This window comes from Craterilacuibacter sp. (assembly GCF_051659485.1).
GTDB lineage: Bacteria > Pseudomonadota > Gammaproteobacteria > Burkholderiales > Chromobacteriaceae > Craterilacuibacter.
This window is the reverse complement of record NZ_JBOFOO010000188.1, coordinates 1-13144: the sequence shown is the minus strand read 5'-3', so window position 1 is coordinate 13144 and position 13144 is coordinate 1. Positions and strand designations below refer to the sequence as shown.

General features: G+C 62.0%; 11 protein-coding genes, 1 pseudogene and 1 riboswitch. Of the genes and pseudogenes, 2 read left to right on the top strand and 10 right to left on the bottom strand.

What is annotated here, in order from left to right; translation table 11 throughout:
• The coding region (locus ACRC1E_RS06880) for a patatin-like phospholipase family protein (RefSeq protein ID WP_438514369.1) at nt 1–1319 on the bottom strand (1319 nt) is incomplete at its 3' end.
• Nucleotides 1320–1794: 475 nt separating this feature from the next.
• Between ACRC1E_RS06880 and ACRC1E_RS06875 the strand changes: the two genes are divergently transcribed.
• Both ACRC1E_RS06875 and ACRC1E_RS06870 read left to right on the top strand, forming a co-directional pair.
• Nucleotides 1795–3051 (top strand): anaerobic sulfatase maturase, encoded by a 1257-nt coding sequence (locus ACRC1E_RS06875; RefSeq protein ID WP_438514368.1) that lies wholly within the window; start codon nt 1795–1797, stop codon nt 3049–3051.
• A 32-nt stretch (nt 3052–3083) separates the two neighbouring features.
• Nucleotides 3084–5459 (top strand): arylsulfatase, encoded by a 2376-nt coding sequence (locus ACRC1E_RS06870; protein WP_438514367.1) that lies wholly within the window; start codon nt 3084–3086, stop codon nt 5457–5459.
• 190 nt (nt 5460–5649) lie between these two features.
• Here the strand turns inward: ACRC1E_RS06870 and ACRC1E_RS06865 are convergent, their stop codons facing one another.
• The 9 genes and pseudogenes from ACRC1E_RS06865 to ACRC1E_RS06825 form a co-directional block, all read right to left on the bottom strand.
• Entirely contained in the window at nt 5650–7248 is a 1599-nt protein-coding gene (locus tag ACRC1E_RS06865) for a Na+/H+ antiporter NhaC family protein (RefSeq protein WP_438514366.1), read from the bottom strand.
• A gap of 92 nt (nt 7249–7340) precedes the next feature.
• A riboswitch (Lysine riboswitch) is annotated at nt 7341–7516 on the bottom strand.
• Nucleotides 7517–8142: 626 nt separating this feature from the next.
• Nucleotides 8143–8526: a DegT/DnrJ/EryC1/StrS family aminotransferase gene (locus ACRC1E_RS06860; RefSeq protein ID WP_438514370.1), complete on the bottom strand. Its 384-nt coding sequence runs from the start codon at nt 8524–8526 to the stop codon at nt 8143–8145.
• Between the two features lie 55 nt (nt 8527–8581).
• Nucleotides 8582–8926 (bottom strand): annotated as a pseudogene (locus ACRC1E_RS06855) (DegT/DnrJ/EryC1/StrS family aminotransferase); the annotation flags it as partial.
• 17 nt (nt 8927–8943) lie between these two features.
• Nucleotides 8944–9327: an SDR family NAD(P)-dependent oxidoreductase gene (locus tag ACRC1E_RS06850; protein ID WP_438514365.1), complete on the bottom strand. Its 384-nt coding sequence runs from the start codon at nt 9325–9327 to the stop codon at nt 8944–8946.
• Nucleotides 9312–9755 carry a ketopantoate reductase family protein gene (locus ACRC1E_RS06845; protein ID WP_438514364.1) on the bottom strand — a complete coding sequence of 148 codons (444 nt, stop codon included), beginning with the start codon at nt 9753–9755 and terminating at the stop codon, nt 9312–9314. The genes ACRC1E_RS06850 and ACRC1E_RS06845 overlap by 16 nt, the downstream gene beginning before the upstream one ends.
• Nucleotides 9752–10453 (bottom strand): creatininase family protein, encoded by a 702-nt coding sequence (locus tag ACRC1E_RS06840; RefSeq protein WP_438514363.1) that lies wholly within the window; start codon nt 10451–10453, stop codon nt 9752–9754. Before ACRC1E_RS06840 ends, ACRC1E_RS06845 begins: the two co-directional genes overlap by 4 nt.
• A gap of 2 nt (nt 10454–10455) precedes the next feature.
• A complete protein-coding gene (locus tag ACRC1E_RS06835; RefSeq protein ID WP_438514362.1) occupies nt 10456–11412 on the bottom strand; it encodes an isoaspartyl peptidase/L-asparaginase family protein in 957 nt (318 codons plus the stop codon).
• Nucleotides 11413–11481: 69 nt separating this feature from the next.
• Nucleotides 11482–12969, bottom strand: coding sequence for a sodium:solute symporter family transporter (locus ACRC1E_RS06830; RefSeq protein WP_438514361.1), 1488 nt, complete (start codon nt 12967–12969; stop codon nt 11482–11484).
• Nucleotides 12966–13091: a hypothetical protein gene (locus ACRC1E_RS06825; RefSeq protein ID WP_438514360.1), complete on the bottom strand. Its 126-nt coding sequence runs from the start codon at nt 13089–13091 to the stop codon at nt 12966–12968. The genes ACRC1E_RS06830 and ACRC1E_RS06825 overlap by 4 nt, the downstream gene beginning before the upstream one ends.
• Nucleotides 13092–13144: the final 53 nt, after the last annotated feature.

Below are 13144 nucleotides of genomic sequence, written 5' to 3'. Positions count from 1 at the left end.
AGGCTGTAGCTGGCATTGCCGTCGAAGGTGTTTTCGAGGTTGACCCCGAGGCGCAGATAATCCGGCCCCCAGCTTTTCTCCACCGGCGTGATGCGCAGGATGGTGCGCTCCCGGTTGCCGAGCAGGGCATAGTCGACATGCTCGTAGAAACCATCGCCGTAGGCCCTGAGCAGGCCGCGCCCCAGCTCGGGGGTCACACTGGTGCCCGGCTGCTGCTCGATATGACGGGTAACCACTGCCTTGTTTACATAGTTCAGATCTGCGACTTGTATCTCATCGATACGAGGCAGCGCCTGCGGCTTGGTTTCCAGTTGCTGGCGCCATTGCTGGTAGCTGGCCTCGTCTAACGAATAGCGGGCCAGTTTTGCGGCCGCAGCTTCTGCCGCGATCCGGCCACGTTCGGCTGTTTCCGCATTGCGCGGAAAATCGCCGGCGCTGATGCCTTCAAGGTCCGGCTGGATATAAATATCGTCGGGTTTGAGCGTCGAGAGCGAACGGCTGACATTCTGCTCGGTCAGGATGTTGACCATCTGTGCCGAGACCGACAGCAGCGAGTCGATCTCGTCCGGCTTGAGCAGGGGCGAGCCTACATTGACCGCAATCACCACATCAGGCGAGCAGCGCTCGCGCACTTCGGCGATGGGCACGTTATCGACCAGCCCGCCATCGACCAGCTTGTGTCCGTTTAGCTGTACCGGCGTCATCAGTCCGGGCACCGACATGCTGGCGCGCATCGCCTGGGTCAGGCTGCCTTCGCGCAGTACCACCCGGCCGCCGCTACCGATATCGGTCGCGACAATGGACAGGGGCAGGGGAAGATCCTGGATCTGCGGTTCCCCGCGATCGGCATGCACCAGCTGGTTGAAAAACAGCTTGATCTTCTGCCCGGCGACCACCCCGGACTGGTATTGCAGGCCATCCTCCTTGACTCCGGTTTCCGAGCCGGGCAAGAAACGCTGCGAGATGCGCTTGTTGCGATAGGAAAGCTCGGAAAAGGTCGGGTTGTCCTGGAACATGTCGTTCCAGTCCGCTGCCGCCATTTCTTTTTTCATCGTCTGGGGTGTCACACCGGAGGCATAGGCACCGGCCACCAGCGCGCCCATGCTGGTGCCCGCGATGCAAGCGACCGGCACGCGCAGGCGTTCCAGCACTTCGAGTACGCCAAGATGCGCGGCCCCGCGTGCGCCGCCACCGCCCAGTACCAGACCGATACGTAATGGCCGGGCCGCTTCTGCGCCCTGAGCTAGGGGAGGCAGGACCAGACTGATGCAACAAGACAGCCATAGGATGGAGATCTGAATTCGTTTGACAGGCATCATTGAGCGCTCGAATCAGTTATTCGTCACACGACATTTACATTATTTAACTTATAAGAATTTTTGCTCAGATTTCTGACGGTGACGGGTACCGGGCGCGGCATATCCGGCACAGAGAATAAAATGGTGATGTCCCGCACGGGAGGGGTTTGCTGTCGACGATGAACGATGCTCACGCGGCAGCAGCCCAGGCTGAAACACGTCCGAGCAGCAGACACAAAACCCGAAATCAACGTTACCAGCTTACAACCGGGACCTTGCCAAAGTTAAGTCTGGCTTTGCCATGTTGACGAAACGATGGATAGAGGGACATACCTTTTTGTGGAGGGGGGCATTCTTGCCGACGGTCCAAGTGTGTCGAAATTTTGACTGTAACGGCTGAACATTTCGCGCGAGGTGCTATGTTGACAATTATGCTTTTCAAATAAATGGTAGCGTTAGGTTTCCATTTACGATCTGAATATGTTCAGGGGGTGTTATGCGAGCCGTGCATCTGATGGCCAAACCGGTCGGACCAGTTTGCAATCTTGATTGCCATTACTGTTTCTATCTGGAAAAAAAATCGCTGTTTCCGCCCACGCAGCGCTTTGCCATGAGCGACGAAGTGCTGCGCGCCTATATCGAACAGAATATCCGCCATGAGCCCGGGCCCGAGGTGCTGTTTACCTGGCAAGGAGGGGAACCCATGCTGCGGGGGCTGGCATTCTACCAGCGTGCCTATGCCTGGCAGCAGGAGTTGGCAGGCGGCAAGACCATCCGCAATGCCCTGCAGACCAATGGTGTGCTACTGGATGAGGCATGGTGCGCTTTTCTGTCCGAGGCCGGCTTCATGGTCGGCCTTAGTCTTGACGGGCCGCGCGAGATCCACGATAGCCAGCGTATTGACCGGCGTGGCGCGCCGACCTTTGATGCGGTGATGGCCGGCTTGCGGTTGCTACAGCGCTACCGGATCGAGTTCAACATACTGGTGACGGTGACGCCGGCCGTCGCCAGTGCACCGTTGCCGGTGTACCGCTTTCTGAAGGAGGCCGGGGTACGCCATATCCAGTTCAACCCGGTGGTGGAACGTGTTGCGGCCGAGCGGGATAGTTCGCGCGGCCTGAGCTTCGCCGAGCCACCCGCCTGCGGACGCGCGAGCATCTCAATGAATGCGGTGGCCGTCAGCCCGCATACGGTGGGGGCCGAGGCCTATGGCGCATTCCTGATCGCCATCTTCGATGAATGGGTGTGTCACGATGTCGGCAGTGTCCATGTGATGAATTTCGAGTGGGCGCTGGCGGCTTGGCTGCAACTGCCGGCTACGGTCTGCCTGTTTGCCGATAACTGCGGCCGGGCCTTGATGCTGGAACACAATGGCGATGTCTATGCCTGTGACCACTTCATGTACCCGGATTACCGTCTGGGCAATCTTTGCGAGGATGAACTGCCGGCCATGGCCGATTCCCCCGCGCAGCAGGCTTTCGGACAGGCCAAGTCTGCTGGGCTGCCACAGTACTGCCGACAGTGCGACTACCGTTTTGCCTGCCATGGCGAATGTCCGAAAAACCGTTTTATCACCGCGCCGGACGGGGAAGCGGGTCTCAACTATCTGTGTGCCGGCTACAAGCAGTATTTTCGCCATATCGACCGCTATATGCATGCGATGGCAACACTGGTCAGCCATGGCCAGCCTGCTGCACGCATCATGGAGGCGATCAAGGGCCCGCTGTTGATCCGGGTGCCGTCTGCCGGATGAATTCCTTTGTCGTTACATCTCGGGAGTATCGTATGAAGAACATCTGTAACAGGGCACTTTCCGTGGCCGGTGCGCTGGCCGTCTCTACTGCCTCGGCAGCCGCGGTCGCGCCGGATCGCACGGTCTTGCCGATCCATGAGCCGGTGCCGCCGACCTATGACACGCTGGATGCCCGCAACGCGAAAATGCCGCCGCCTTTTAGCATCAAGACGCCCGATGGGGCTCCCAATGTGCTGATCATCCTGATCGATGATATGGGTTTCGGTATTCCCAGTACTTTTGGCGGCCCGGTGCCGATGCCCGCCCTGGACCGGCTGGCCGAAAATGGCTTGCGCTACAACCGTTTCCATACCACGGCACTGTCGTCGCCGACGCGCGCAGCGCTGCTCACCGGGCGCAACCATCATGTCAGCAATATGGGCAGCATCACCGAGACGGCAACCGGATTTCCTGGCAACACCGGCCAGCGGCCACTGAGTGTGGCACCGCTGGCGGCGATGCTGCGTTACAACGGCTACAGCACCGCCCATTTCGGCAAGAATCATGAAACGGCGGCCTGGGAGGTCAACCCCTCCGGTCCGACCGACCGCTGGCCGACCCGCTCGGGTTTCGACAAGTTCTACGGCTTTATGGGCGGGGAGACCAACCAGTGGGCTCCGGTGATCTACGACGGGATGAGCACGGTCGAAGTGCCGGATGACCCCAATTACCATTTCACCGTCGACATGACCGACAAGGCCATCCAGTGGGTCAATTTCCAGCAGGCCATGACGCCGGACAAGCCGTTCTTCGTCTATTTTGCGCCCGGCGCGACGCATGCGCCGCATCATGTGCCCAAGGCCTGGATAGACAAATACAAGGGCAAGTTTGATCAGGGCTGGGACAAGCTGCGCGAAGAGACGCTGGCGCGCCAGATCCGGCAGGGCGTGGTGCCGCCGGATACCCGGCTTGCGTCCAAGCCGCCCTTTATCCAGGACTGGGCGACGCTCTCGCCGGAGCAGAAGAAGTTGTATGCCCGTCAGATGGAGGTCTATGCCGCGTTTGCCGAGCATACCGACGAGCAAATTGGCCGGCTGATCCAGTCGCTGTCCGAATCGGGCGAGCTCGATAACACGCTGGTGTTCTATATCGCCGGTGATAACGGCACCAGTGCCGAAGGCGGCGCCAACGGCATGCTCAACGAGATGACCTATTTCAACGGCGTCGAGGAGCAGGTGCCGGATATGCTCAAGAAGATCGATGCCTGGGGTGATGCCAGCACTTACCCGCATATGGCGGCGGGTTGGGCGGTCGCCGGGAATACGCCGTTTGCCTGGACCAAGCAGGTCACTTCCGATTTCGGCGGGACGCGTAACGGCATGGTCGTGCACTGGCCGGCCAAGGTAAAGGCGAACGGGCAGGTGCGCAGCCAGTTTGCCCATGTGATCGATATCGCGCCGACTATTCTGGCTGCGGCCGGCCTGCCTGAACCCAAGGTGGTGGATGGGGTGAAACAGACGCCTATCCAGGGCAAGAGCCTGCTGGCTTCCTTTACCGATCCGGCAGCGCCGGCCCGTACCTCGCAGTATTTCGAGATCTTCGGCAACCGGGCATTCTACCAGGATGGCTGGTTCGCCCGCACGATACACCGCGCGCCATGGGAGACGAAGCCCAGAGCACCCCTGCAGGACGACCGCTGGGAGCTGTTCGATACCCGTAATGATTTCAGCCTGAGTAATGATCTGGCTGCCAGCCAGCCCCAGAAGCTGAAAGCGCTGCAACAGGCCTTTCTGGTCGAGGCGCGCGCCAACCATGTGCTGCCGCTGGATGACCGCCTGTTCGAGCGGCTGAATCCGGCCAGCGCAGGCCGGCCTGACCTGATGGGCGGACGCACTTCGCTGACGCTGAGTGACGGCATGAAGGATCTGTCCGAAAATGCCTTCATCAATATCAAGAACCAGTCCAAGACCATCACGGCCGAGGTCGAGGTGCCGGCAGGCGGCGGCAACGGAGTCATCCTGGCTCAGGGCGGGCGCTTTGGCGGCTGGGCCCTGTATGTCAAGGACGGCAAGCCGGCCTACACCTACAACTTCCTTGGTCAGACGCGAACGACCATCGTCTCGGGCGAATCCTTGCCGGCGGGCCGTTCAAGCCTGCGCTTCGAGTTTGTCTATGATGGCGGCGGGCAGGGTAAGGGCGGCGAAGGCAAGTTGGCGGTCAATGGCAAGCAGGTGGCCAGCGGCCGCATCGCGCGCACCCAGCCGGGCATTTTTTCGGCCGATGAGACCGCCGATGTCGGCATGGATAACGGCACGCCGGTGAGCGAGGAATATGGCGTGAGCCGCGGCGTGTTCAACGGCAAGGTCAGGCAGGTCAGGGTGGATGTGGGCATCCCGCCGGCTGCCGCTGCGCAGCCGTCCGGGCAGTAAACGCCAAGGCCGGGGATAGTCGGGCTGCCCGGCTGTCCCCGGACATCCGGCTTGGAATGTGTTCGCCATCTCGCGCGGGACAAGACAAAAACGGCTGGGAAAGCGGCATGTACAGAGAGGGTACATGCGCATTTCAAAGCCGTTTTTAACGTTGTGCGCCTGCGCGCAGCAGATCGTGAATAGCAGCGGCTTAAATGGCTGCGGTGGCCAGGACAGCATGGGCCTGGGCGCGGCGGCGGTTAAGCAGATGCAGAAAAGCCAGGCTGAGCGCAAACCATAGCGAGCAGGTCAGCAATCCCAGCCACACCGAGCCGGTCGCGCCCAGTACCAGATACGCCGCGATCGAGCTGCTGGCAACAAGCAGCGCATAGGGCAGCTGGGTGAGCACGTGGTCGATATGATGGCTGGCGGCACCGGTTGACGACAGGATGGTGGTGTCGGAAATGGGTGAGCAGTGGTCGCCAAAAACGGCGCCGGCAAGCACGGCAGAGAGTGAAGGCAGTAGCAAGGCGGGTTCGGCTACCATCACCAGATCAGCGGCCAGCGGCAGCATGATGCCGAAGGTGCCCCAGCTGGTGCCGGTTGAAAATGCCATGGCGCCCGCCAGGATAAACAGCACCGCCGGTAGCAGCCAGACCGGCATCGCCAGTTGTGCCATCGAGGCCAGATATTTTCCGGTTTGCACATCGCGTATCACCGCGGCAATCAGCCAGGCCAGCAGCAGGATGCGCAGTGCCGGCCACATGGCCACGATGCCGTGGCGCAGTACGGCCAGCCACTGGCGCAAAGGCATGCCTAAACGCAAGGACAGGGCGGCGGCAACGGCCAGCGCACCGAGTGCGCCGTAGACCAGCGACAGGCCGACATTGGTGTTCTCGAAGGCGCCCAGCACGCTGAATGCCGTATTGCTCTGGGCGAGGCTGTCGGCGCCGCTGGCGATCATGAAGTAGATGGTGGTGATGACGAGTGCGACGATGGGGAGAATCAGATCGCGAACCTGACCGTTGCACATGGCTTCCAGCGTTTCGCTGGCGCCTGGCGGCGTGCCTTTGCTGTGGTCGTAAAGGATGCCTTTTCCGGCCTGTTCTTCGTGCCGGGCCATCGCGCCAAAGTCCAGCGGCCAGATGATGGTGGCAATCACCAGCAGCAGCGTGAACAGGGCATAGAAGTTCATTGGGATCATGGTGATAAAGGCGGAGAAAGCGCTGTGGTCCTGGATGCCGTGCGCCGTCAGAATGCCGCCAATCAGGGCGACAATATAGGCGCCCCACGATGAAACCGGCGTCATCACGCAGACCGGGGCGGCTGTCGAATCCAGCAGGTAGGCCAGTTTGGCGCGAGAAATGCGGTAGCGGTCGGTGACCGGCCGGCAGATGGTGCCGACGGCCAGACTATGGAAATAGTCATCGATGAAAAACAGGAAAACCAGCAGGCCGGTCATCAGCTTGGCCTGCCGCCGGGTCTTGATTCTTTGCTGTGCCCACAGGGCAAAAGCCCGGCTGCCGCCGGTCAGCGTCATCAGGGCAATAAGGCAGCCCAGCAGGACCAGAAAGAGGAGGATATTGACGCTGCCCCAGTTGGGCATGCCGTCGCTCCAGGCAATCGCCAGTGCCGACTGCCCTGCATATTGTCCGGCAGCCAGAAGGTCACCGCCGGTGACCAGTAGCGCGCCGACTAATATGCCCAGCCCTAGCGACAGCACGACGCGACGGGTGGTAATGGCCAGCGTCACCGCGACCAAAGGCGGCAGAACGGAAAGCAATGAATCTGAATACTGGATAAGTTCCATGATCTCGTATCACCTATGTTCGTTACAGGTGGAGACCTACCGATAGGCAAAGAAGATAGCAGACACACAGGGTGTCAGAGTGAGACTTCCGCCCTTTCAGTAGCGCTCCATAGTTTGCTCAGACTATGGCAGTGCCATTCCTGTTAGAAATGGCCCCAGCAATCACGCCTGACAGCGTGACCACTTCGGCACTGACTCCTTTTTGCGGCGATCATCGGGCTCAAGCTCCCGCCGCATACTGATAGGCAGTGCAACCTCTACTCAAAGTTACGGGTTCATTATTAATTGCAAGCGATTACTATGCAAGAATTATTAATGCACATGTATATATTTATAAAAATTTATATAATGTGACGCGTGCAGACTCGCTACGTCGCGAAAGACCGCGCGGCCAGGCCGGAAAGGCTGTCCGGCGCCGCGCGACGAGACCTTGCGCCAGCACGCTTTTCTTGCCGGCACGATTCATCGCTCAAGTGGCAAAGGGGTGGCCTGCTGGCAGCAGGGTAGGGAGGTTGAGCACGCGTGCGCAGGCTGCCATCCCTTGCGGGCAGTGTGCCTGTACCGAGGCCACCGGATGGGCCGGCGTGGTAAACCACACCCCGATCTCGACCCCCAGTTCCCGCGCCAGTGCTGCCGGATCGGCCTTGAGCGCGGCATCGCGCCAGAACGGAAAGCGCAGCCAGGCGGGTTCCGAGCCGGGCAGCACGCTGGCCGTGGCAAAGCCTGCGCCGCCGGCCCAGGCCTGCCAGCGCAGTGCCTGCTTGCGCCGGGCTGCAAGAATGTTCTCCAGTTGCACAAACTGGCTCTGGGCCAGCAGGGCGATGGCCGAAGGCATGCGCTCCTCGTAGCGGCTGAAATGCTCGCCACGGAACTCCTCGGGCCACATCTGCGGCATCAGGGTGGCGGCAAAATGCGCGCGTGCCCATGCTGCCCTGTCAGGGTCGTTTGCGACCCGCACCCAGTAGTCGTGCTCGACACTGTCCAGTTGCGACAAGGTGAGTTCGCTCGCCGGCAGCGGTGCTTCTGCGGCCAGCCGCTGCAGCCGTGCGCAGTCGCCGCGCCATGCACTACCGCCATCCCGCCGTGGATGGTGGTGATGATCTTGCTGCGCTCGAAACTGAACACCGCCGCATCGCCGAAGGTGCCGAGCTTTTGTCCTTGCCAGCGTGCGCCCAGCGCGTGCGCGCAATCCTCGATCACCAGCAGATTGCGTTCGCGTGCGAGTGCGAGCAGGGCCTCGAAATGCTGGCCGACCAGACCGAAGCTGTGCTGGATCATGATCGCCCGTGTATCGCCCGTGTATCGCCCGTGTATCGGGCGTGATCGCGCGCGCGACTGCGGCGGCATCCAGCCCGAAGCCCCCGGTCTCGATATCGGCGTATTGCGGCGTGACGCCGGCAAAGCGCAGCGCATTGAGCACGCACTGGCAGGTTAAGGCCGGAATGATCACGCCATCGCCCGCACCCAGTCCCAGCGCCCGTGTGACCGCCAACAGGGCGGCGCGCCCGCCCATCATGGCGCGCGCGGTGCCGCGTCCCAGCCAGTCCCCGAACTGCGCATCCCAGCATTCGGTTGCGTGCGTTCCCGCCAACAGCCCGGGTTCGTGCCGGGCCGCGCGGGCGATCTCCAGTTCACGCGCGCCCAGCGTGGCCGAGAGCAAGGGTGCCTGCCGCTGCATAGCCAGTCCTTTTTCCGTTATTTGCCGCCATCGACAGACAGCACCTGGCCGTTGATCCAGCTGGCGTAGTCCGAAGCGAAAAACAGCACGGCATGGGCTATATCGGCCGGCCGGCCGGGGCGGCGCATGGCGATATTGTCCATCAGCCGCTGCTGGCCGCTCTCGCCCATGGCCTGCCACTGGCGTTCGGTGGCCGGGTTGGAGCGGATAAAGCCGGGTGCGATGCTGTTGACGGTAATGCCGAAGGACCCCAGTTCGTGCCCCAGCTGGCGCGCAAGGCCGATCTGGGCGGCCTTGGCCGAGGCATAGGCCTGGATGCCGGTCAGGCTTACGCCCAGCCCCGCACCACTGGAAATCAGGATGATGCGGCCACGGCCACGCGCCTTCATGCCTGGTGCCACCGCCTGCGCGCACCAGAACGCGCCACCGGTATTGACGGCATAAATGCGAAGCAGCCGAAAGTGCGCTCGTCGCCGAGTATTTCGGCGATCACCGGTTCGTTCAGGCCGTTCTGCACGCTGACCACCACGCCATCGTCGGTCAGATGCGCCTTGATCTGGCGGCAGGCGGCGCGGGTATGCAGCGCCTTGGTGGCCAGCAGCACCTGCGGGTAGCGCCCTTGGACCTTCTCGGGCAGGCAGGCATCGACGTCAAAGTGCTGCTGCAGGATGGGGCCGGTGATGCTCAGGCCCTGATTGCGCAGGGCAGCAACATGCGCGGGGTTGGCATCGACAAAGCGCACGGCACGGCCGGCGCGCAGCAGGTAGACGCCCAGCGTCGCGCCCATGGCGCCTGCTCCCCAGATCAGAATGGGCGCCGGCGCGTTCATCGCCACGGCCCCTGCAGCAGGGCGCGCGTCTCTTCGACCGCGATCGCCCACATCTTCAGCACATCTTCGTCCGGGCGCTGATAGGCGCCGCCGAAATTGCCGTCACCGATATATTCACGCGCAAGTTTCTGGTTCAGTACCGCGTAGCGCGCGAAGTCGATCAGCGGCTTGACGCCGGCAGGCGGATTGGCGCCGGCCACCCGGGTAAACGGCAGGCTTTCCATCCACGAGGCGTGCGAGCTTTGCGGGTCGATTTCTTTCACGCAGACCAGCGTCCGCGGCGCATTCCACCAGTTGTGGAATTTCACCTGTACCTCGGGGTTGGCCGCCATCCATTCGCTTGCCAGGCCTGCCGCCGGCGAGTTGCCGCCATGGCCGTTGACGATCACGATGCGGCGAAAGCCCTGGTTTGCCAGGCTGTCCAGCAGGTCGCGCACCAGCGAGAGATAGGTAGAGAGCTTGAGCGTGACGGTGCCGGGGAAGGCGGAAAAATAGGGCGCAATGCCGTAGTTCACTACCGGAAACACCGGAATGCCCAAGGGCTCTGCCGCATCCAGCGCCACCTGTTCGGCCAGGAGGGCGTCGGTCGCCAGGCTCAGATAGGCATGCTGCTCGATGCTGCCCAGCGGCAGCAGGCAGCGGTCGTCGGTTTGCAGGTAGTCTTCGACCTGCATCCAGTTCATGTCGGCAATTTTCATATTCAGCTTTCTGCGTCGCGGTAGATGGCGACTTCGATCTCGCCGCCGGCGACCAGCTGGCCGCGGTACATGCCTTCGGTGTTGAAGGGGAGGGCGATATGGCCGTGGGCATCGATGACGATCAGCCCGCCCTGACCGCCCATTGTGCCCAGTTCGGCCATCACGGCTGCGGCAGCCGTGGCCGCGTTTTCGCCCAGATGGCGCATGCGTGCACTGATCTCGTGCGCGGCGCTGGCGCGCAGGAACACTTCGCCGGTGCCGGTGGCAGAAATGGCGACCTTGTCGTCGGCCCAGGTGCCGGCACCGATGACCGGGCTGTCGCCGACACGGCCCCAGCGCTTGTTGGTCAGCCCGCCGGGCGAGGTGGCTGCGGCGAGATGGCCATAGCGGTCCAGCGCTACGGCGCCGACGGTACCGAACTTCTTGTCGGCGAACGCCAGCTTGTGCGCGCCGTCGTGGTCTAGCACTGCCGCGTTGCTGTCACGCACCGCCAGCAGTTGCTGGTAGCGCGCTTCGGTATGGAAATACTCGGCCGGGGCGGTTTCCAGTCCGGCCTGTTCGGCAAAGGCACGGGCACCGGCAGCGGTGAGCAGTACATGGTTGGATTTTTCCATGACCGCACGCGCTGCCAGCACGGGATTGCGGATGCCGGTCAGCTGGCAGACTGCGCCGGCATCGCGCTGCGGACCTGTCATGACGGCAGCGTCCATCTCGTTGTGGCCTTCATGCGTAAACACCGCGCCACGGCCGGCATTAAAGAGCGGGCTGTCTTCCATGACGGCTACTGCCGCGCAGACTGCATCCAGTGCGCTTTGGCCGCTAGCCAGGCAAGCCTGGCCTGCAATCATGGCAAGCTGTAGCGCGCTGCGGTATTGCTGTTCCTGCCCGGGACTCATCGTGCTGCGGGTCAGGGTGCCTGCGCCGCCATGGATGGCCAGCGCGAATTCTGGGCGTTGCATATCTGTTCCTGTGTCTTGTCTTGAATAAAAAACCCGCCAGCGGCAACAGGCTGGCGGGTGGGCCTTGCGTCAGGCGAAGGCGAAATGGCGACTGAGCACTTCACGCTTGACCGGCTGGGTGGCGAGGCTGACCACCACCATCAGGACCATGGTGGCCATCCAGCTGATAATCAGCGGATCGAAACCCATGGTCAGGTGCTTGCCCCACAGTGCCAGCGATACATAGATCGCCTGGCCAACGATGGCGGCGGAGAAGGCGGCAGCCAGCGTCGCACGCTTCCAGTACATGCCGAGGATGACCGGCGCGACCCAGATGCCGAGGCCGCCGAAGGAGAAGCGGATCAGCTCGAAGATGGAGGCAGGCTTGGTGATGCCGACAAGGATGCCGGCCACGCCGATGATTACGGTCACATAGCGCGACAGGCGGAAAATCTGCTCGTCGCTCGCCTGAGGGTTGATGCCGTGCTGGTAGATGTCGCGGGTGATGCCGCCGGTGGCGACCACCAGGAGCGCGTCGATGGTCGACATGCCGGCCGAGACGATACCGGCAATCAGGATGGCGGCCAGATAAGGGTTGAGGTTCTGCTGCAGCAGCATCGGCACGATGAAATCGGTTTCCTTGCCGGCAAGGCCTGGCAGGCTGACGATGCCCATCACGCCCGACCATTCGATCAGGGTGGCGGAAACCAGCATGCCCAGCGTGCCCAGGATGACCACCTTGTACATGGTGCGGTAGTCACGCATCGCGTAGAACTTGGTGAACAGCGTCGGCTGGCCGATGGTGAAGAAGCTCCACATCACGATCATCGATAAGTAGGCTGTCCACGGATATTTGCCCGCTGCGCCAGGATGGGACAGGTATTGCTCGCCCTTGGCCAGCAAGGCGGCATTGATGTTTTCCAGCCCGCCGCCGGCCTGTACCGACACGACGAAGGTGACGATGGCGGTCACCACCATCAGGCCGCCTTGCAGCACGTCGGTCAGCATCGCGCCTTTCATGCCGCCCGTCATGCAGTACAGAATCACCATGATGCCCATGCCGACTACGCCGACCCACTCCGGCAGGCCGGTGAAGGTATGCACGATCACGCCGGCACCGACGGTCTGTGCGCCTATCATGCCGATCAGGAACACCACCATCATGGTCGCATGCAAAATGCCCAGCTTGCGCGAGTCATAGCGGCTGGCCAGATAGTCGGTCATGGTCAGCAGGCCATGCTGGTGCGACAGCTGCATCAGCTTGCGTCCCACCAAGAGCGCCGGGATGATCATCGAGAAAGCGAGACCCGGCACCGAGATGGTCAGGCCGGCATATCCGTTGGCGTAGGCCACTGCCGGTACGCCCATGAAGGTACTCATCGAGTACTGGGTGGCGAAGTAGGCGATGCCGCTCACGACCGCACCGGCCTTGCCGCCCATCACGAAGAAGTCTTTCAGCGATTTGGTACTCTTGGCGGCATACCAGCCGATGCCGCCGATGATGGCAAAGTAGATCAGCAGCATCATGAAAAACGGCAGCGGCGTCGGCTGGATCAATGCGGAAACCGGCGCGCTCATTGCTCTTCTCCTTGCGGTGCGTCAAGGCTCTGGTATTCGGGGCGCGCAAGGCACTGGCGGGCAAAAATCATGATGGTTACCAGCACCACGAAGCCGTGGCCGATCCAGCCCCACAGGAACATCGGTACGCCCAATGGGCCTGCCAGATAGGTTTCACTGTAGTACTAGGGTAGCG